Below are 19,947 nucleotides of genomic sequence, written 5' to 3'. Positions count from 1 at the left end.
TGTTTCACGTGAAACAGGACGCCTCTCCCGTGGTCCACTGGCTAGCCGATCCCCCGCCATCCGTCCGGGTCCACTCCACCGGGCACGGAGGCCCCCTCGTCGTACGGCTGACGCGTGAACACGAAGGAGCCGAGGTCCAGGTGGTCCACCGTCCCGTCGGGCCGTCGTACGGGCTTCAGGAGCTCTCCGGCGTAGTAGCCCTCCAGCCCCGTCCACGTCCCGTCGCCGTTCGCCCGGAAACGCGACCCACGGCCGCTGCCGGACAGCGTCTCCAGACAGACCCCTCCGTCGGCCGTCAGCCGCAGGGCGAACGCATGCGTGCCCCAGTACCAGGGACCCGCCAGCTCCAGCGTTCCCGCGTCGACTTGGGGCAACGGACGCCACGGCTCGGGGATGCGCGGCTCCGCCTCCGCGACGATGCGCACGAGGTCGGCGCCGACGACGGACAGCAGCGGACCTGAGGTGCAGTTGGCCAGCACCACCGCCGCGACGTCGTCCTCGACGCTGATCGTGAGGTTGGCCAGGAAGCCCGGCAGCGAACCGGAGTGCCCCACCAGCAACCGGCCGTCCTGGCGCTGGATCTGCAGTCCGAGCCCGTACGTGGCACCGTCCAGCACGTCCACGGCCTCCGCCGGTGCCGCCGGGGTCCGCATCTCCCGTACGGACCACGCATTCAATACCCGTTCGTCGCCCTGTGCCAGGAAGACGGCGAACCGCGCCAAGTCCCCTGTGGTGGACCAGAGTTGCCCCGCCGGTGCCATCCGGCCGAGGTTCTCGGCGGGTTCGGGCAACAGAGCGTCGGCCCAGGGGTGCACGGCCCAGCCGCCCGCGTGAGGAGCCCGCGGGTGGGCGCTCGTACGGTGCAGGCCCAGGGGTTCGAGCACCTCACGCCGGAGTACCTCCTCCCACGGAGCCCCGCGCAGTTTCTCCACGAGAGCGCCCAGCACGGTGTAGCCGGGGTTGGAGTAGTGGAAGCGGCGGCCCACCGGGTGCAGAAGGGGCTGTGCGCCGAGGACATCCGCGAGCTCGGGGCGCAGGGAGCCCGGAGTGCGCTCCCACCACGGCGCCGGCGACTCGGCGGCCAGACCACCGGTGTGGGCCAGGAGATCGGCGATCGTGGCCTCCCCCGCGCCCGTGCCGGGCAGATGCTTCTCCAGCGGGTCGCCGAGGTCGAGCAGGCCCTCGTCCCGCAACCGCAGCACCAGCACGGCCGTGAAGGTCTTGGTGATCGAGCCGATGCGGTACTGCACGTTCTCGTCCGGCCCGTGTCCGTCCACCGAGGTCCGCGCGCCGTGCCAGACCGCCCGGCCGCCTCTCACGACGGTCGCCACCAACGAGGGGGCACGCCCCTCGGACTGGGCCACGGCGATCCGGTGCAGCAGGGCACGGCGGGTGGCGGGGAGCAGCTCTTCCTGAGAAGTCGTCATGCTCCCAGTCCATCCTGGGCGACGCCCGGCGGTCGAGCGCATTTGTCCAGCGGACGCGGATCAGGTCTGCGCCATGTCCACGAACCTGGAGTAGTGGCCCTGGAAGGCGACGGTGATGGTCGCCGTCGGGCCGTTACGGTGCTTGGCCACGATCAGGTCGGCCTCGCCCGCGCGCGGTGACTCCTTCTCGTAGGCGTCCTCGCGGTGCAGCAGGATGACCATGTCGGCGTCCTGCTCGATGGAGCCGGACTCACGCAGGTCGGAGACCATGGGCTTCTTGTCGGTGCGCTGTTCGGGACCACGGTTGAGCTGCGAGAGCGCGATGACCGGGATCTCCAGCTCCTTGGCGAGCAGCTTGAGGTTACGGGACATGTCCGAGACCTCCTGCTGACGGCTCTCGGCGCGCTTGGAACCGCCGGACTGCATCAGCTGGAGGTAGTCGATGACGACAAGCTTGAGGTCGTTGCGCTGCTTGAGGCGGCGGCACTTGGCGCGGATCTCCATCATCGACAGGTTCGGGGAGTCGTCGATGTAGAGCGGTGCGGCCGAGACGTCGGGCATGCGCCGCGCCAGGCGGGTCCAGTCCTCGTCGGTCATCGTGCCGGAGCGCATGTGGTGCAGGGCGACCCGGGCCTCGGCGGACAGCAGACGCATGGCGATCTCGTTGCGGCCCATTTCGAGGGAGAAGATGACGCTGGGCAGGTTGTGTTTGATCGACGCGGCCCGCGCGAAGTCCAGCGCCAGCGTGGACTTGCCCATGGCCGGGCGTGCGGCGATGACGATCATCTGCCCCGGGTGCAGGCCGTTGGTCAGCGAGTCGAAGTCCGTGAAGCCCGTGGGCACACCGGTCATCTCACCGCTGCGGGAGCCGATCGCCTCGATCTCGTCGAGGGCGCCCTCCATGATGTCGCCGAGCGGCAGATAGTCCTCGCTGGTGCGCTGCTCGGTGACCGCGTAGATCTCGGCCTGGGCACGGTTGACGATCTCGTCGACGTCGTCGTCGGCCGCGTACCCCATCTGGGTGATGCGCGTGCCGGCCTCGACCAGGCGGCGCAGGACCGCGCGCTCGTGGACGATCTCCGCGTAGTACTCGGCGTTGGCCGCCGTGGGCACCGTCTGGACGAGTGTGTGCAGATACGATGCGCCGCCGACCTTGTTGATTTCGCCGCGCTTGGTGAGCTCGGCGGCGATGGTGATGGGGTCGGCCGGCTCGCCCTTGGCGTAGACGTCGAGGATCGCCTGGAAGATGGTCTCGTGGGCCGGCTTGTAGAAGTCGTGGCCCTTGAGGATCTCGACGACGTCGGCGATGGCGTCCTTGGACAGCAGCATGCCGCCGAGCACGGACTGCTCGGCGTCCAGGTCCTGGGGCGGCACCCGCTCGAACGAGGTGCCTGCGCCCTCCCACGCGCCGCTGTCCCGGCCGCGGTCGTGCTGTTCGTCGCGGCCTCGTCCCCCGTCGCCGCGGCGGCGGGAGGCGGGCAGGCGATCACTGGGACCGCTGTCGGCCCACGGATCGTCCAAGGGCTCGGAAATGCTCACCGAGCCACCTCCTCCCGTCCGCTGAGCGGACCTCGCCGTGCTTCTCTTTTCTACGGCACGGCACTGACAAATGAGAGGCCCAACTCCGTTTGTGGCGCGTCGGGTTTGTACCGGTTTCTCGACCGACGAACGGAGCGGGCGCCGGACCACCGTAGGCCCGCGGGCACCGTCAGCCAATCTGGTTATCCACAGGCCATGTGGACGACGGCCCGGATGCTGTGGAGAACTCCGCGAAACCTGTGCACGACACGGTGGACAGCCCTGTGAACAAGCTGGCGACCTTTCCCCGTTACTCCGCTTGACCTGCACGTTTACCGTCCACCGGCTGTGCAGAAGAAAAACTTCCCCAGTCGGATCAAGATCACATCGAACGACGCACGGAAGACCACACGGCGAGAGGACTTGTAAGGGTCGCAAAAGCTTTGCATGTCTTACCTGTGGACGGTTAGATTGGTGCTCATGACACAGGCTCCCGCGACCCCCAGGGCCGGACGACGACAGCACGACCGAGAGATCGTCGCACTGGCCGTCCCGGCCTTCGGCGCGCTCGTCGCCGAGCCCCTCTTCGTCATGGCCGACAGTGCGATCGTCGGCCATCTCGGCACGGCCCAGCTCGCGGGTCTCGGGGTCGCCTCGGCTCTCCTGACGACCGCGGTGAGCGTCTTCGTCTTCCTCGCCTACGCCACCACGGCCGCCGTCGCCCGCCGCGTCGGCGCCGGTGATCTGCACGCCGCCATACGGCAGGGCATGGACGGCATCTGGCTGGCGCTGCTGCTCGGAGCCGCCGTGATCGCCGTCGTCCTGCCCGCGGCTCCCACCTTCGTGGACGTCTTCGGCGCCTCCGACACTGCGGCCCCCTACGCGACCACCTATCTGCGCATCTCGGCCCTCGGCATCCCCGCCATGCTCGTCGTGCTCGCGGCCACCGGTGTCCTGCGCGGACTGCAGGACACGAAGACTCCGCTGTACGTCGCCGTCGCGGGCTTCGTCGCCAACGCCGCTCTCAACGCCGGTCTCGTCTACGGCGCCGACCTCGGCATCGCCGGCTCCGCGTGGGGCACCGTCATCGCCCAGTGCGGGATGGCCGCGGTCTATCTGACCGTGGTCGTCCGCGGGGCCCGTCGGCACGGCGCCTCCCTGCGGCCCGACCTGGCCGGAATCAGGGCCTCGGCACAGGCCGGCGCGCCCCTGCTGGTCCGCACGCTCTCGCTCCGGGCGATCCTGATGATCGCCACCGCTGTGGCCGCCCGCCTCGGCGACGCCGACATCGCGGCCCACCAGATCATCCTGTCCCTGTGGAGTCTGCTCGCGTTCGCCCTCGACGCCATCGCCATCGCCGGGCAGGCCATCATCGGGCGGTATCTCGGCGCGGGTGACGCCGATGGCGCCCGCCAGGCCTGCCGTCGCATGGTGGAGTGGGGCGTTGCGGTCGGTGTCGTCCTCGGCATCCTGGTCGTCGTCGCACGGCCGGCATTCCTGCCGCTGTTCACCAGCGACTCCGTGGTGAAGGACGCGGCTCTGCCCGCGCTGGTGATCGTCGCTCTCTCGCAGCCGATCAGCGGTGTCGTCTTCGTCCTGGACGGAGTCCTCATGGGTGCGGGCGACGGGCCGTATCTGGCCTGGGCGATGCTGGTTACGCTGGCGGTGTTCGCCCCTGTGGCACTGCTCGTCCCCACGCTGGGCGGAGGTCTCACCGCACTCTGGGGGGCCATGACGCTGATGATGACGGTGCGGCTGCTCACCCTGTGGCTGCGAGCGCGGTCGGGCCGTTGGATGGTGACGGGCGCGACCCGCTGACCAGCCTCCCCATGGCACGTCGGCTCGGTTTCACGTGAAACATCGCCCGTCCCGCTCCGCCGATCCCGCGTCCGAACACCAGGAGCCAGACGTCGAGAGGGGCCACCCCGAACGGGGTGGCCCCTCTCTCAACTGCTCAAGCCGAACAACCGCTCAAACCGAGCGCAGCGTCACGCCGCGATGACCTCGATGTTGACCTTGGCGGCAACCTCGGGGTGCAGACGCACGGACGTCTCGTGGGCGCCCAGGGTCTTGATCGGCGCGCCGAGCTCGATGCGGCGCTTGTCGACCTCGGGACCGCCGGCAGCCTTGATCGCCGAGGCGATGTCGGCCGGGGTGACGGAACCGAAGAGACGACCGGCGTCGCCGGAGCGGACGGCCAAGCGGACCTTGACGCCCTCGAGCTGGGCCTTCACCTGGTTGGCCTGCTCGATGGTCTGGATCTCGTGGATCTTGCGAGCACGACGGATCTGCTCGACGTCCTTCTCGCCGCCCTTGGTCCAGCGGATCGCGAAGTTCCGCGGGATCAGGTAGTTGCGAGCGTAACCGTCCTTGACGTCGACGACGTCGCCCGCGGCACCGAGGCCGGAGACCTCGTGGGTGAGGATGATCTTCATGAGTCGGTCACCCTTCCCTTAGCGCGCGGTGGAGGTGTAGGGCAGCAGCGCCATCTCACGGCTGTTCTTGACGGCCGTGGCGACGTCACGCTGGTGCTGCGTGCAGTTGCCGGTCACGCGGCGGGCACGGATCTTGCCGCGGTCGGAAATGAACTTCCGCAGCATGTTCGTGTCCTTGTAGTCCACGTACGTGACCTTGTCCTTGCAGAAAGCGCAGACCTTCTTCTTCGGCTTGCGCACAGGCGGCTTCGCCATGGTGTTTCTCCTGTGTGATCAAGAAGTTTGGGTAACGACCCGCCCTCGACCCGCCAGGCCCGGAGATCCGGACCGAAGGTCTAGAAGGGGGGCTCGTCCGAGTAGCCGCCGCCACCGCCGCCGGAGTTTCCACCCCAGCCACCGCCGCCGCCCTGGTTGCCACCGGCGGGAGCGCCGGTGGCCCACGGGTCGTCGGCGGGAGCGCCGCCGCCCTGCTGACCGCCGCCGGGGCCACCGCCCCAGCCGCCGCCACCCTGGCCGCCACCGCCGCCGTAACCGCCCTGGCCACCGCGGCCGGCGGTCTTGGTGACCTTGGCCGTGGCGTTGCGCAGGCTGGCGCCGACTTCCTCGACGTCCAGCTCGTAGACCGTGCGCTTGACGCCCTCACGGTCCTCGTAGGACCGCTGCTTCAGCCGGCCCTGCACGATGACGCGCATGCCTCGCTGGAGCGACTCGGCGACGTTCTCCGCCGCCTGACGCCAGACCGAGCAGGTGAGGAACAGGCTCTCGCCGTCCTTCCACTCGTTCGTCTGACGGTCGAAGGTGCGGGGAGTGGACGCGACACGGAACTTCGCGACCGCCGCACCGGAAGGGGTGAAGCGCAGCTCGGGGTCATCGACAAGGTTGCCGACGACCGTGATGACGGTCTCGCCTGCCATGGGGGAACCTCTCGGCGGGTTTGCTGCTGGCTGCTTGTGCTGCTACTCGAATCCCGAGATCAGCTGAGCGGAAGGGCTCAGTGGGTCTCGGGGCGGAGGACCTTGGTCCGGAGGACCGACTCGTTCAGGTTCATCTGGCGGTCGAGCTCCTTGACGACCGCAGGCTCGGCCTGCAGGTCGATGACCGAGTAGATGCCCTCGGGCTTCTTCTTGATCTCGTACGCGAGACGACGACGGCCCCAGGTGTCGACCTTCTCCACCTTGCCGTTGCCCTCACGGACGACGGAAAGGAAGTTCTCGATCAGGGGGGAGACAGCGCGCTCCTCCAGATCGGGGTCGAGGATGACCATCACCTCGTAGTGACGCATGTGGAACCCACCTCCTCTGGACTCAACGGCCACGGTCGTTCCGTGGCAGGAGGGTTGTGATGCGTACGCAACGGTATCGGTCGCCACTGACAATCGGGGCTGACCTCGCGGTTCGCCCGAGCTGGCCTGGGCAGACACCGGTGCAGACGCTACAGACTACCCGCACACCCGCTTCCGGTTGAAATCCGGCCGGGGTGACCGTCAGTCTGTACACATCGGGTGTGTATGGCGCTACGATGCGCCGCCTTTCGCAGGAGGTGCCCCATGGCACAAGCATTGCGACCCAACACCGGCGCCGGAGGCCTCTTCGCCACGGACGGCAAGTCCCACCCGCTCCAGGACACGCTGCTCGCGGTGACCCTGGTGCTCGGCGTGACGGCGTTCGTGACCGGCTTCTTCCACAGTCTGCATCTGCTGAGCTCCTGGGCCGGCCTGGTGGGCATCCTCACCGGCGCGTACGGCCAGTGGATCTCGGAGACGACCCGCGAGCGCTTCGGACTCATCCTGGGTCTCGGCGCCTCCGGTGTCGGCTTCTTCCTCGGCATGGCGCACGGCGGGCTCTTCGGCGGGGTCATCGGCTGACGCCTGGGGACACCGTCCTCCCAACCCGACACAAAGCACCGCGCAACGCCCCGGCGGCCCGCAGGCCGGGGCGCAGCTTCCGTACGTCCAACCGGGGCGCTCGCAAGGCGCAGTAGGCTTCGGCGCGAGAGCCGGAGCCCCTGTACCCATGGGGACACACCAGCCCGAGGAGCGCCCCGAATGAGCCTGACCCTGAGGACGATCAGTCGCGAGCAGCATCTGGCCTACATCCAGAGCCTGCCGTCGGCGAGCCACATGCAGGTTCCGGCCTGGGCGGACGTGAAGGCGGAGTGGCGCTCGGAGAACCTCGGCTGGTTCGACGAGCGGACCGGCGAACTGGTCGGCGCCGGCCTCGTCCTCTACCGCCAGCTGCCCAAGATCAAGCGCTACCTCGCCTATCTGCCCGAGGGCCCGGTCATCAACTGGTTCGCGCCGAATCTGACCGAGTGGCTGGAACCGATGCTCGCCCACCTCAAGCAGCAGGGCGCCTTCTCCGTGAAGATGGGCCCGCCGGTGATCATCCGCCGCTGGGAGGCGAACTCCATCAAGGCGGGCATCCAGAACCCGGACGTGAAGCGGCTGCGCGACATCGAGGCCGACTTCATCGAGCCGCGCGCCTTCGAGGTCGCCGACAAGCTGCGCCGTATGGGCTGGCAGCAGGGCGAGGACGGCGGCGCCGGCTTCGGCGACGTCCAGCCCCGCTACGTCTTCCAGGTGCCACTGGCCAACCGCTCGCTGGAAGAGGTCCACAAGAACTTCAACCAGCTGTGGCGCCGCAACATCAAGAAGGCCGAGAAGGCCGGTGTCGAGGTCGTCCAGGGCGGCTACCAGGACCTTGAGGAATGGCAGCGGCTGTACGAGATCACGGCCGTGCGCGACCACTTCCGGCCGCGCCCGCTGTCGTACTTCCAGCGCATGTGGACGGCCCTCAACACCGAGGACCCCAACCGCATGCGGCTGTACTTCGCCCGGCACAACGGCGTGAACCTCTCGGCGGCGACCATGCTGATCGTCGGCGGTCACGTCTGGTACTCCTACGGGGCCTCCGACAACATCGGCCGTGAGGTCCGGCCCTCGAACGCGATGCAGTGGCGGATGCTGCGCGACGCCTACGCGCTGGGCGCGACCGTCTACGACCTGCGGGGCATCTCCGACTCGCTGGACGAGACCGACCACCTCTTCGGCCTGATCCAGTTCAAGGTGGGCACGGGCGGCCAGGCCGCGGAGTACCTCGGCGAGTGGGACTTCCCTCTGAACAAGCTGCTCCACAAGGCGCTCGACATCTACATGTCGCGCCGCTGACGTCACGTTCAGTGCTTCCATACCTCTGATACACCGCAGCCACGAGAAAGGTTCCAGGTCCGGCCATGGCGCTCACGCTCTACGTCGACACCGCGCGCTGGCGGGCGCACCACAAGCACGTGCAGGAGCAGTTCCCGGGCCTGGTCCCGGTCTGCAAGGGCAACGGCTACGGCTTCGGGCACGAACGGCTGGCGGAGGAGGCCACGCGGCTGGGCTCGGACATCCTCGCCGTCGGCACGACGTACGAGGCCGCGCGCATCAAGGACTGGTTCAGCGGTGACCTGCTGGTGCTGACGCCGTACCGGCGCGGGGAGGAGCCGGTCCCGCTGCCCGACCGGGTCGTCCGCTCGGTGTCGTCCGTCGACGGCGTGTACGGCCTCGTGGGCGCCCGGGTGGTCATCGAGGTGATGTCCTCGATGAAGCGCCACGGCATCACCGAGCAGGAACTGCCGCAGCTGCACGCCGCCATAGAGAACGTCCGTCTCGAAGGCTTCGCCATCCACCTGCCGCTGGACCGCACCGACGGCTCGGACGCCGTCGAGGAGGTCATCGGCTGGATGGACCGGCTGCGCGCGGCCCGGCTGCCGCTGCACACGATGTTCGTCAGCCACCTCAAGGCCGAGGAACTGCACCGGTTGCAGCAGCAGTTCCCGCAGACCCGCTTCCGCGCCCGGATCGGCACCCGGCTGTGGCTGGGCGACCACGAGGCCACCGAGTACCGCGGGGCGGTCCTGGACGTCACCCGTGTGGCCAAGGGCGACCGGTTCGGCTACCGCCAGCAGAAGGCGGCCTCGGACGGCTTCCTGGTGGTCGTGGCGGGCGGTACGTCGCACGGTGTGGGTCTGGAGGCTCCCAAGGCGCTGCACGGCGTCATGCCGCGCGCCAAGGGCGTCGCCCGTGCCGGTCTCGCCACGGTCAACCGGAACCTTTCTCCGTTCGTCTGGGGCGGCAAGCAGCGCTGGTTCGCCGAGCCGCCGCACATGCAGGTCTCCATCCTGTTCGTTCCCTCGGACGCGCCCGAGCCGAAGGTCGGCGACGAGCTGGTGGCCCATCTGCGGCACACCACCACGCAGTTCGACCGGCTCGTCGACCGCTGAGCGACAACCCCGAACAGGCGAAAGGCCGTACACGGAATCCCTCGTGTACGGCCTTCTGCATGGACGGCGGGCGGCCCCCTACGGGGCCGGCCAGCGCTTGTTCGCTCAGAGCGAACCGTCTGTGGGGGACCCCAGTGCATGGCTGCCCCACTCCACCTGCGGGCCCTCGTAAGAGGCCGCGTGGCGTGGTGGATGTGCCGCCGCGCCGAGGACGAAGACGTCCTCCGCACCGTCGAGCACGCCTCCCGAGGGGTCGTCGTCACCGGATCGGCGCACCGGGTCCCGTTCGGGCATGAGGATGTCGCGCACGACGACGGCGCACAGGTACAGCGTCCCCAGGAGGTGGATGCCGATGGCCCAGTGGTAGCCGTCCTGCGGCAGGCCCTTGTGGGCGTCTCCGCTGGTCGTATAGGCCAGGTACATCCAGATGCCCAGGTAGTAGACGACCTCGCCCGCCTGCCAGATCAGGAAGTCCCGCCACTTCGGCCGCGCCAGCACCGCCAGCGGTACGAGCCACAGGACGTACTGCGGCGAGTAGACCTTGTTGGTCACGATGAACGCGGCGACGATCAGGAACGCGAGCTGCGCGAAGCGCGGACGTCGCGGGGCCGTCAGCGCCAGTGCCGCGATGCCCGCGCAGCACAGCAGCACGAGCAGCGTGGCCAGCGTGTTGACGGTGTCGGTGCTCAGCGGGTCGGACGAGTTCTGAGCCATGATCAGCCAGAAGGACCCGAAGTCGACGCCCCGGTCGTGGCTGAACTTGTAGAACTGCACCCACCCGTCCCAGGCGAAGAGCATCACGGGCAGGTTCACCACGAGCCAGGCGACGACTGCTCCGGCCAGGGCCCTGCCGAAGTCCCGCCACTTGCCCGCACGCCAGCACAGCAGGAACAGGGGGCCGAGCAGGAAGACGGGATAGAGCTTGGCGGCCGTGGCAAGCCCCAGGAGGACGCCGAAGGCCACGGATCGGCCCCGGGCCCACATCAGCATCGCCGCGGCCGTCAGAGCGACGGCCAGGAGGTCCCAGTTGATGGTGGCGGTCAGCGCGAAGGCGGGCGCCAGGGCGACCAGCAGACCGTCCCACGGCCGGCGGGCGTGCGTGCGGGCCACGCAGACGGCGATGACGGCCGCGCACGCCATGAGCATCCCGGCGTTGACCATCCAGTACCACTGTTCCTGGTCCTGGATGCTGCCGCTGCCCGGGGTGAGCCAGGCGGCCACCTCCATGAACACTCCGGTCAGCACCGGGTATTCGAGGTAGGGCATGTCGCCGGAGAGCTTGTCGAAGTAGGGCACCAGCCCGTCGGCGAAGCCGCGCCCCTGGTACAGATGCGGGATGTCGGAGTAGCACGCCTTCGTGTACTGGGAGCTGGCGCCGAAGAACCAGGCGCCGTTGTAGCAGGGCGCCTTCTGGATCAGGCCGAGGGCGAACATGCCGATGGCGACCAGCGCGACCACTCTGACGGGCGTCCACCAGGACGTCCCGAGCAGGGCGCGCCGCCCGAGGGGGCCGCCGATCAGCTCACTGCCGCTCCGGGCGACCGCGTCCTCCCTGGTCGGCCGCACCGGGGCGGGCTCGTGCACGCTCTCTTGCGTCGATTCTGCGCGGGGCATGCCGCACATCCTGCCGTACATGCCTAGCAATACGCCGAGGGCCGCCACACCCTCTCAGGTGCGGCGGCCCTTGTTTCACGTGAAACATGCGCATGTTTCACGTGAAACACCCGTGCTGGGCGGATTCGCGCCTATCCGGTCGAGCCTCCGAAGAGACCGCCGTTGCCGTTGCCTCTGCTGTTGCCGGTCCCGGAAGTGTCCGTGGCCGTCGGCGACGACGTCACGCCTCCGTCCGTACCGCCCGTGTCCGTGCCGCCGGTATCCGTGCACTGCCAGCTGAACTTGCAGGACTCGGTCGCCGAAGGCGTCGGGGTCGTCAGCGTCTCGCTGGGCGTCGGGGTCGGGGTCGGACTGGACTCCTGGGTCTCCGTGGCCGTCACGCTGGGCGTCGGGCTCGGCACGTCGTTGACGACCTCGCCGATGGGTTCGGGCGTCGGGAAGTCCTTCGCCGGCATGCCCTTCAGCGCGTCCGCCATGTAGTCGTGCCAGATCTCGGCCGGGAACGACGCACCGTGGATCTTCTCCTGGCCGCCGGTTCCGTACATCTCCAGGAACTCGCGCTTCTTGTTGTTCTCGTTGTCGTCCAGGCGGAACATCGTGATCGCCGTGGACAGCTGCGGGGTGTAGCCGACGAACCAGGCGGACTTGTTGCCGTCGGTGGTACCGGTCTTGCCCGCGACCTCACGGCCGGGCAGCTGGGCGTTGGTACCCGTACCCTTCTCGACCACCGTCTTCAGCACGTCGGTGACGTTGTCGGCGACCTGCGCGGTGAACGCCTGCTTCGGCTGGTCCTTGTGCGTGAAGACCGTGCCGTCCTTGCTGGTGACCTTCTGGACGGAGTACGGGTCGCGCTGCTCACCGCTGGCGGCGAAGGTGCCGTAGGCGCCGGCCATGCGGATGGCACTCGGGTCGGAGATGCCGATGGAGAACGACGGGTAGCTGGTGCCGGTCAGGCTGCTCTCCAGCAGGCCCGCGTCGACCGCGGACTCCTTGACCTTGTCCAGGCCTACGTCCATGCCGAGCTGGACGTAGGCGGAGTTCACCGAGTACTGCATCGCTTCACGAAGGTCGATCTGGTAGTTCGGCGGATTGCCCACCGACTCGTTGCCGTCGTTGCTCTGCAGCCACTCGTTGCCCTTGTCGTCCTTCCAGACGTCCCCGTTGTACTCCTTGATCTTGAGCTTGTTCTTGCCGCTGTACAGGCTCTTGGGGGAGATCTGGGTGCGCTCGTCCTGCGCCTGTTCCGCGCCGAGGTCGGGGTCCCTGACGCCCCACTTCATCGCGGCCGCGAGCACGAACGGCTTGAAGGTCGAACCGACCTGGGCGCCGGTGGAGTCGGCGTTGTCCGTGAAGTGCTTGGTGGCGTCCTCACCGCCGTAGATGGCCTTGATGGCACCCGTCTGCGGATCCACGGAGGCACCGCCGAACTGGACGTGCGTGTCCGTCTTCGGTCGCTGCTTGGGCTTGATGTTGGCCTTCTCGACGTTCTTCACCGCGGTCTCGAGCTCGTTGACCTTCTTCTTGTCGAAGGTCGTGTAGATCGAGTAACCGCCCTTCTGCAGGTCGTCCGCGGAGATGTTCGTGTTGTTGATCAGGTAGGCCTTGGCCAGGTCGACGAGGTAGCCGATCTGGCCGCTCAGCTTGTTGTTGGCGCGCGGGTTCTGCCAGGCGGGGAGCTTGGTGTACTTGGCCCGTTCCGTGGCGCTCAGGTGGCCGTACTCGACCATCTTGTTGAGGGTGTCCTGCATCTGCGCCAGGGCCCGCCGCTGGTTGGCCTGGGGAGTGGCGGCCGGGTCGAGGGACGTCGCGCCCGCCGGGTCGTAGTACGTCGCGCCCTTGAGCATCGCCGCCAGGAAGGCGCACTCGCCCGGGTTCAGGTCGACGGCGTCCTTGTTGAAGTACGCCCGGGCCGCGGCCTGGATGCCGTAGGCGCCGCGGCCGTAGTACGCGGAGTTCAGGTACCCGGCCATGATCTCGTCCTTGGAGACCGTGGTGCCGACCTTGATCGAGACGAAGATCTCCTTGAACTTGCGGGAGATCGTCTGCGACTGGTCGTCGAGCATCGCGTTCTTCACGTACTGCTGGGTGATGGTGGAGCCACCCTGGGTCTCACCGCCCCGGGCCATGTTGAACACGGCGCGGGCGATGCCCTTGGGGTCGATGCCGCTGTCGGTGTAGAAGGTCTTGTTCTCCTGGGAGATGACCGCGTACTGCATCTCCTTGGGGATCTGCGAGAGGTTGACGATCTGACGGTTCGTCTCGCCACCCGTGGCGACCATCTCGCTGCCGTCGGCCCAGTAGAAGACGTTGTTCTGGGCCGTGGCGGTCTTGGCGAGGTCCGGGACGCCCACCATCGCGTAGGCAATGCCCGCGACCGCCACCAGGCTGCCGAAGAAGCCGATGAAGAGACCGGTCACCAGCTTCCACGACGGCACCCAGCGCGCCGCGCCGTACTTGCCGGCACGGGGATAGTCGATCAGCCGCTTCTTTCCGGGGTCGACCGCGCGTCCCCGGCCCCGGCCGGGCCCGTTCGGCCCGCCGGGCGCGCCGCGCCGGCCGCCCCGGCCGGGTTCGGCCGCTCTGCGGCGACCGCCCCCACTTCTCTGTGCCGCGCGCCGGGCTTCCGCGCGGCCGCCGTACGGCCGCTCCTCGCCTCCCGACCCGTGAGAACCCGACCCGTACGCGTCGGAAGGAGACTCGGTGGCGCCTCGCGGTGCCGCACGGCGGCCGGAGGACGAGCCGGACTGGCCGCGTCGGGCCGCGGCACGTCCGCCTCCCTGCGGCTGCGGCGGTTTGCGACGGTGCTCGCTCATCGAACGACTACTCCTCGGGCAGGCGCACCCTTGCGCGCCTGGAAACGGCGGCTGGTTTCCGGTCCCCCCGATGTACGGATGCGATCGGTTGCGCATTCACCCGTACTGCACCGAGGACGATGACGCCCCCTTGCGTCACTCGGTTCCCGGTGGTGTGCATGCCGCACAGACTACGCACCGTCAAAACCCACCGAGCCCAGAAGTTCACCCCAAATCAGGCAACTTGCCTCGGATGAATAAGTGATGTGATCCCGTTCACCGTCTCCCCACTTGTCGCAACCGGAAGGCCGTTCTATCGTCGTGATGTATCGAGTCGATACATCAGCGCGAGATAAAGACGAGGAGGCGAGAGGATGAGCCGACGCTCCGGGATCCTCGAATTCGCCGTACTCGGCCTGCTCCGCGAGTCCCCGATGCACGGCTATGAGCTGCGCAAACGACTCAATACGTCACTGGGCGTCTTCCGGGCCTTCAGCTACGGGACGCTCTACCCCTGCCTCAAGACGCTGGTCGCCAACGGCTGGTTGATCGAGGAGTCGGGGAACACCCACGAGGACGCCCTCGCCGCTCCACTCGCAGGGCGTCGCGCCAAGATCGTCTACCGGTTGACGGCGGAGGGCAAGGAGCACTTCGAGGACCTGCTCTCGCAGACCGGCCCCGACGCGTACGAGGACGAGCACTTCGCCGCCCGGTTCGCGTTCTTCGGGCAGACGTCCCGGGACGTGCGCATGCGCGTGCTGGAAGGCCGACGCAGCCGGCTGGAGGAGCGGCTGGAGAAGATGCGCGCCTCGCTGGCGCGCACGCGGGAGCGCCTCGACGACTACACGCTTGAGCTCCAGCGCCACGGGATGGAGTCCGTGGAGCGCGAAGTGCGCTGGCTGAACGAGCTCATCGAGAGCGAGCGGGCCGGGCGGGACCTGAAGGGTTCCGCGTCCGGGGGGTCCGCTCAGCAGGACACCACCAATGGATCGACGGGCGGCCTGCCCCGTCCCGGGGACACCCCCGGGACGGATACGCCCGGCGACACCGCCACGTGACGGCCCACTCGGGCGTCACTCGTACACACAGGGAGCAACCGGAATGGGTTCGGTTCGCGTAGCCATCGTCGGCGTGGGCAACTGCGCCGCGTCGCTGGTGCAGGGAGTCGAGTACTACAAGGACGCCGACCCGGCGTCGAAGGTCCCCGGCCTGATGCACGTGCAGTTCGGTGACTACCACGTCGGTGACGTCGAGTTCGTCGCCGCGTTCGACGTCGACGCCAAGAAGGTCGGCCTCGACCTCGCGGACGCGATCGGCGCCTCGGAGAACAACACCATCAAGATCTGCGACGTGCCGCACACCGGCGTGACGGTCCAGCGCGGCCACACCCTCGACGGTCTGGGCAAGTACTACCGCGAGACCATCGAGGAGTCCGCCGAGGCGCCGGTCGACGTCGTCCAGGTCCTCAAGGACAAGCAGGTCGACGTACTCGTCTGCTACCTGCCGGTGGGTTCCGAGGACGCGGCGAAGTTCTACGCCCAGTGCGCCATCGACGCCAAGGTCGCCTTCGTCAACGCCCTTCCGGTCTTCATCGCCGGCACCAAGGAGTGGGCCGACAAGTTCACCGAGGCGGGTGTGCCGATCGTCGGTGACGACATCAAGTCGCAGGTCGGCGCCACCATCACGCACCGCGTCATGGCGAAGCTGTTCGAGGACCGCGGCGTGCGCCTGGAGCGCACCATGCAGCTGAACGTCGGCGGCAACATGGACTTCAAGAACATGCTCGAGCGTGAGCGCCTGGAGTCCAAGAAGATCTCCAAGACGCAGGCCGTCACCTCCCAGATCCCGGACCGCGACCTCGGCGCGAAGAACGTCCACATCGGCCCGTCCGACTACGTGGCCTGGCTGGACGACCGCAAGTGGGCCTACGTCCGCCTCGAAGGCCGCGCCTTCGGCGAGGTGCCGCTGAACCTCGAGTACAAGCTCGAGGTCTGGGACTCCCCGAACTCCGCCGGCATCATCATCGACGCCCTGCGCGCCGCGAAGATCGCCAAGGACCGCGGCATCGGCGGCCCGATCCTCTCCGCGTCCTCGTACTTCATGAAGTCCCCGCCGGTCCAGTACTTCGACGACCAGGCCCGCGAGAACGTCGAGAAGTTCATCCGCGGCGAGGTCGAGCGCTAGTCCGACACCCCGCTCAACAGCTCCTGCCAGGGCGTCGAGGGTCCCCGGGTCCATGACCCGGGGACCCTCCCCGTATGTGAGGCTGTGCCCCATGGCCGTCGTCCGTGACCTGCGCACCCTCCTGCGGTTCGGGAACTTCCGGCGCCTGCTCGCCGTACGACTGCTCTCCCAGGGCGCCGACGGCGTCTACCAGGTCGCGCTCGCCGCCTACGTGGTCTTCTCCCCGGAGAAGCAGACCTCGGCCGCCGCGATCGCCTCCGCGATGGCGGTCCTGCTGCTGCCGTACTCCTTCGTCGGCCCCTTCGCCGGCGTCCTGCTCGACCGCTGGCGCCGCCGCCAGGTCTTCCTCCACGGCAATCTGCTGCGCGCGCTGATGGCCTCCGTGACGGCCCTGCTGATACTCGGGCACGCCCCGGACTGGCTGTTCTACGTCTCCGCCCTGTGCGTGACGGCCGTCAACCGCTTCGTCCTGTCCGGCCTGTCCGCGGCGCTGCCCCGCGTCGTCGACGACGAGCGGCTGGTGATGGCCAACTCCCTCTCCCCGACGGCGGGAACGCTCGCCGCGACCGCCGGCGGCGGGCTCGCCTTCGCCGTCCGGCTGGTGGTCGCGGACTCCGACGCCGCCGTGGTCCTGCTGGGGGCCCTGCTGTACCTGTGCGGTGCGCTCGCCTCGCTGCGCATGGCTCCGCACCTGCTGGGACCGGAACGCGCGCAGGTCCAGCCCGGGCTGGCGACGGCTGTCACCGGCACCGCGCGGGAGCTGGTGGCGGGTGTACGTCACCTGGCCGCGCCGCCCCGCCGGGAGGCCGCCTGGGCTCTGGTCACCATGACGCTGATGCGGTTCTGCTACGGCGCCCTGCTGGTCATGCTGCTGATGCTCTGCCGCTACAGCTTCACGTCGAACACGGACGACGGACTCGCCCTGCTGGGACTGGCGTTGGGAATCTCAGGCGCCGGGTTCTTCGTCGCGGCGGTCGTGACGCCCGCGGCCACGGCACGGCTCGGGCCCGGCTGGTGGATCGTCGTGTGCGCGGCGACCGCCGCCGTGCTGGAGCCTGCCCTCGGGCTGCCGTTCGCCCGGACTCCCATGCTGGTCGCGGCGTTCGTCCTGGGACTGACCACCCAGGGGGCCAAGATCGCCACCGACACCATCGTGCAGTCCTCGGTCGACGACGGCTTCCGTGGCCGGATCTTCTCGGTCTACGACGTGCTGTTCAACGTCGCCTTCGTCGGCGCGGCGGGAACCGCCGCCCTGATCCTGCCCCCTGACGGTCGTTCGGCGTTCCTGGTTGTCACAGTCGCCGTCATCTACGGGGCGGTTGCTGCCGCTATGGCCCGCTTTGAGCGCCGATAAGTGTCACATCAAAGCCACAGAGTGGTCCTGGAGTACGGAGTTGTCAGTGGGGACCGGTAGCTTACGTGCGTCTTACTCGCGCTTTATGCGCCACGAACTCTGCTTTTAGGGGGACCTCTAAGTGTCTACTCCGCCTTCCCAGGGCCAGAACCCGTTCGCGCAGGGCCAGCAGCCCTACGGCCAGCCTCAGGGCCAGGCGCCCTACCCGCCCCAGCAGGGGCAGGCGCCGTACCCGCCCCAGGGTGGCTACCCGCAGCAGCCGGGTCAGCCCGGGTTCCCCCAGCAGGGCGCCGCTCCGTACGCGCCGGTTCCCCCGCAGCCCAAGCGCAAGCTCAGCTTCAAGACGATCAAGAACATCGTCATCGTCGTGGCGGCGGCGGGAATCGCCATCGGCGGCTGGATAGCCAGCCGGGACGACGCCAACACGGCGAAGGTCGGTGACTGCATGCACCGCGGCAGCACCAATGACAGCGACCCGGACCTCGAGGTCGTGGACTGCAGCTCGGCCAAGGCCCAGTACACGGTGCTGGCCAAGATCGAGGGCACCTTCACCGACTCGGTCGCCCAGACGAAGTGCGAGGCGCAGGCCAAGGACTTCCAGTACATCTACACCGAGTCCGGTGACGGCTCCGACTTCCTGCTCTGCCTGAAGGACTACAAGTAAGTCCGACGCGAGAGGGGCGGTGTTTCACGTGAAACACCGCCCCTCCGTCGTTCCCGAGGTCATGTTTCACGTGAAACATGACCTCGTTTCACAGTCAGCCCTGCTGGGCCCACCACTCCTTGAGAGCGGCCACCGCAGCATCGTGCTCCATCGGACCGTTCTCCAGGCGCAGCTCCAGCATGTGCTGGTAGGCGCGGCCAATGACGGGGCCGGGACCGACGCCGAGGATCTCCATGATCTGGTTGCCGTCGAGGTCGGGACGGATAGCGTCCAGCTCCTCCTGCTCCTGAAGCTGGGCGATGCGCTCCTCCAGGCCGTCGTACGCGCGGGAGAGCGCCGCCGCCTTGCGCTTGTTGCGGGTGGTGCAGTCCGAGCGGGTCAGCTTGTGCAGACGGTCGAGGAGCGGTCCGGCGTCGCGGACGTAGCGGCGGACCGCGGAATCCGTCCACTCACCGGTGCCGTATCCGTGGAAGCGCAGGTGGAGTTCGACCAGACGTGAGACGTCCTTCACCAGTTCGTTGGAGTACTTGAGCGCCGTCATGCGCTTCTTGGTCATCTTCGCGCCGACCACCTCGTGGTGGTGGAAGGAGACCCGGCCGTCCTGTTCGAACCGGCGCGTGCGCGGCTTGCCGATGTCGTGCAGGAGTGCGGCGAGGCGGAGGGTCAGGTCGGGGCCGTTCTCCTCCAGCGCGATCGCCTGCTCCAGCACGATCAGGGTGTGGTCGTAGACGTCCTTGTGACGGTGGTGCTCGTCGCTCTCCAGGCGCAGGGCCGGCAGCTCGGGCAGGACGAGGTCGGCCAGCCCCGTGTCGACGAGCAGCGTCAGGCCCTTGCGCGGGTGCGCGGACAGGATCAGCTTGTTCAGCTCGTCCCGTACGCGCTCGGCCGAGACGATCTCCAGGCGCCCGGCCATCTCCTTCATGGCCGCCACGACCTCGGGGGCCACCTCGAAGTCGAGCTGCGCGGCGAAGCGGGCGGCCCGCATCATCCGCAGCGGATCGTCCGAGAAGGAGGCCTCGGGAGTGCCCGGTGTGCGCAGCACCCGCGCCGCGAGGTCGTCGAGCCCGCCGTGCGGGTCGATGAACTTCTTCTCCGGGAGCGCGAGAGCCATCGCGTTGACGGTGAAGTCCCGGCGTACGAGGTCCTCGTCGATGGTGTCGCCGTACGAGACCTCCGGCTTGCGCGAGGTGCGGTCGTAGGCCTCCGACCGGTAGGTGGTCACCTCGATCTGGTAGCCGTCCTTCTGCGCCCCGACCGTGCCGAAGGCGATGCCGACCTCCCACACGGCGTCCGCCCACGGCCGGATGATCTTGAGGATGTCCTCGGGGCGGGCGTCGGTGGTGAAGTCGAGGTCGTTGCCGAGCCGGCCCAGCAGCGCGTCCCGGACCGAGCCGCCGACCAGGGCGAGGGAGAACCCGGCCGCCTGGAAGCGGCGGGCTAGATCGTCGGCGACAGGGGCGACCCGCAGCTGTTCACTCATCGCGGGGCGCTCCTGGTTCACGGCGCTGGGGGCTTCTTCGTTGGCGTTCGGCACAACAGAAGAGGGTACGTGGCCCGGGCCGCCGCGGGTGCCTCCATTAAACGTGCACGGACAGTTCCGCCGATACACGCGCAAGGGCTGCCCTTGTGACGTACGGAGGCGCTCCTCTTTATACGTGCACATAGGGGATGCTGCGGCCGGGTCCCACGATCTTGT

At 68.4% G+C, this 19,947-nt stretch carries 17 protein-coding genes; 8 read left to right on the top strand and 9 right to left on the bottom strand.

Annotation, left to right across the window (positions count from 1 at the left end):
- Positions 1-41 precede the first annotated feature (41 nt).
- Together ACYF6T_RS16525 and dnaB are read right to left on the bottom strand one after the other, a co-directional pair.
- Positions 42-1,427: a serine hydrolase domain-containing protein gene (locus tag ACYF6T_RS16525; protein WP_461697104.1), complete on the bottom strand. Its 1,386-nt coding sequence runs from the start codon at positions 1,425-1,427 to the stop codon at positions 42-44.
- A 60-nt stretch (positions 1,428-1,487) separates the two neighbouring features.
- On the bottom strand, positions 1,488-2,966 hold the full coding sequence (gene dnaB, locus ACYF6T_RS16520; protein WP_461697103.1) for a replicative DNA helicase: 1,479 nt from the start codon (positions 2,964-2,966) through the stop codon (positions 1,488-1,490).
- Between the two features lie 450 nt (positions 2,967-3,416).
- Here dnaB and ACYF6T_RS16515 point away from each other — a divergent pair, with 450 nt between their 5' ends.
- On the top strand, positions 3,417-4,763 hold the full coding sequence (locus tag ACYF6T_RS16515; RefSeq protein ID WP_461697101.1) for an MATE family efflux transporter: 1,347 nt from the start codon (positions 3,417-3,419) through the stop codon (positions 4,761-4,763).
- Positions 4,764-4,933: 170 nt separating this feature from the next.
- Here the strand turns inward: ACYF6T_RS16515 and rplI are convergent, their stop codons facing one another.
- From rplI to rpsF, 4 genes are all read right to left on the bottom strand, one after another.
- Complete coding sequence (gene rplI / locus ACYF6T_RS16510) at positions 4,934-5,380, bottom strand: 50S ribosomal protein L9 (protein WP_461697100.1); 447 nt, start codon at positions 5,378-5,380, stop codon at positions 4,934-4,936.
- Positions 5,381-5,398: 18 nt separating this feature from the next.
- Positions 5,399-5,635 (bottom strand): 30S ribosomal protein S18, encoded by a 237-nt coding sequence (rpsR, locus tag ACYF6T_RS16505; protein ID WP_003949403.1) that lies wholly within the window; start codon positions 5,633-5,635, stop codon positions 5,399-5,401.
- Positions 5,636-5,715: 80 nt separating this feature from the next.
- The gene (locus ACYF6T_RS16500) at positions 5,716-6,294 is read right to left on the bottom strand and encodes a single-stranded DNA-binding protein (RefSeq protein ID WP_461697090.1); all 579 of its coding nucleotides are present in this window, start codon (positions 6,292-6,294) and stop codon (positions 5,716-5,718) included.
- 77 nt (positions 6,295-6,371) lie between these two features.
- A complete protein-coding gene (gene rpsF, locus ACYF6T_RS16495) occupies positions 6,372-6,662 on the bottom strand; it encodes a 30S ribosomal protein S6 (protein ID WP_004950685.1) in 291 nt (96 codons plus the stop codon).
- 264 nt (positions 6,663-6,926) lie between these two features.
- Between rpsF and ACYF6T_RS16490 the strand changes: the two genes are divergently transcribed.
- The 3 genes from ACYF6T_RS16490 to ACYF6T_RS16480 all read left to right on the top strand — a co-directional run bounded on the left by ACYF6T_RS16490 (position 6,927) and on the right by ACYF6T_RS16480 (position 9,643).
- Positions 6,927-7,244: a hypothetical protein gene (locus ACYF6T_RS16490; protein WP_461697081.1), complete on the top strand. Its 318-nt coding sequence runs from the start codon at positions 6,927-6,929 to the stop codon at positions 7,242-7,244.
- Between the two features lie 180 nt (positions 7,245-7,424).
- Positions 7,425-8,546 carry a peptidoglycan bridge formation glycyltransferase FemX gene (femX, locus tag ACYF6T_RS16485; protein WP_461697079.1) on the top strand — a complete coding sequence of 374 codons (1,122 nt, stop codon included), beginning with the start codon at positions 7,425-7,427 and terminating at the stop codon, positions 8,544-8,546.
- Positions 8,547-8,611: 65 nt separating this feature from the next.
- Positions 8,612-9,643, top strand: coding sequence for an alanine racemase (locus ACYF6T_RS16480; RefSeq protein WP_461697077.1), 1,032 nt, complete (start codon positions 8,612-8,614; stop codon positions 9,641-9,643).
- Positions 9,644-9,748: 105 nt separating this feature from the next.
- Here the strand turns inward: ACYF6T_RS16480 and ACYF6T_RS16475 are convergent, their stop codons facing one another.
- Both ACYF6T_RS16475 and ACYF6T_RS16470 read right to left on the bottom strand, forming a co-directional pair.
- Positions 9,749-11,257: a glycosyltransferase family 87 protein gene (locus tag ACYF6T_RS16475; RefSeq protein ID WP_461697076.1), complete on the bottom strand. Its 1,509-nt coding sequence runs from the start codon at positions 11,255-11,257 to the stop codon at positions 9,749-9,751.
- A 131-nt stretch (positions 11,258-11,388) separates the two neighbouring features.
- Entirely contained in the window at positions 11,389-14,070 is a 2,682-nt protein-coding gene (locus ACYF6T_RS16470) for a transglycosylase domain-containing protein (RefSeq protein ID WP_461697074.1), read from the bottom strand.
- A gap of 353 nt (positions 14,071-14,423) precedes the next feature.
- On the opposite strand from ACYF6T_RS16470, the gene ACYF6T_RS16465 reads away from it, so the two are divergent.
- From ACYF6T_RS16465 to ACYF6T_RS16450, 4 genes are all read left to right on the top strand, one after another.
- Positions 14,424-15,107, top strand: coding sequence for a PadR family transcriptional regulator (locus ACYF6T_RS16465; RefSeq protein WP_461697072.1), 684 nt, complete (start codon positions 14,424-14,426; stop codon positions 15,105-15,107).
- Positions 15,108-15,150: 43 nt separating this feature from the next.
- The gene (locus ACYF6T_RS16460; RefSeq protein ID WP_461697071.1) at positions 15,151-16,233 is read left to right on the top strand and encodes an inositol-3-phosphate synthase; all 1,083 of its coding nucleotides are present in this window, start codon (positions 15,151-15,153) and stop codon (positions 16,231-16,233) included.
- A gap of 91 nt (positions 16,234-16,324) precedes the next feature.
- Positions 16,325-17,587, top strand: a complete 1,263-nt coding sequence (locus tag ACYF6T_RS16455) for an MFS transporter (protein ID WP_461697069.1) — start codon at positions 16,325-16,327, stop codon at positions 17,585-17,587.
- A 121-nt stretch (positions 17,588-17,708) separates the two neighbouring features.
- Complete coding sequence (locus tag ACYF6T_RS16450; protein WP_461697068.1) at positions 17,709-18,251, top strand: LppU/SCO3897 family protein; 543 nt, start codon at positions 17,709-17,711, stop codon at positions 18,249-18,251.
- 94 nt (positions 18,252-18,345) lie between these two features.
- Here ACYF6T_RS16450 and ACYF6T_RS16445 read toward each other — a convergent pair whose 3' ends face one another.
- On the bottom strand, positions 18,346-19,785 hold the full coding sequence (locus ACYF6T_RS16445) for a CCA tRNA nucleotidyltransferase (protein ID WP_461697067.1): 1,440 nt from the start codon (positions 19,783-19,785) through the stop codon (positions 18,346-18,348).
- Between the last annotated feature and the right edge of the window lie 162 nt (positions 19,786-19,947).

This window comes from Streptomyces sp. 7R007 (genome assembly GCF_054850255.1).
The sequence above is the reverse complement of the archived record's forward strand: the minus strand, read 5'-3'. Positions and strand labels throughout refer to the sequence as shown.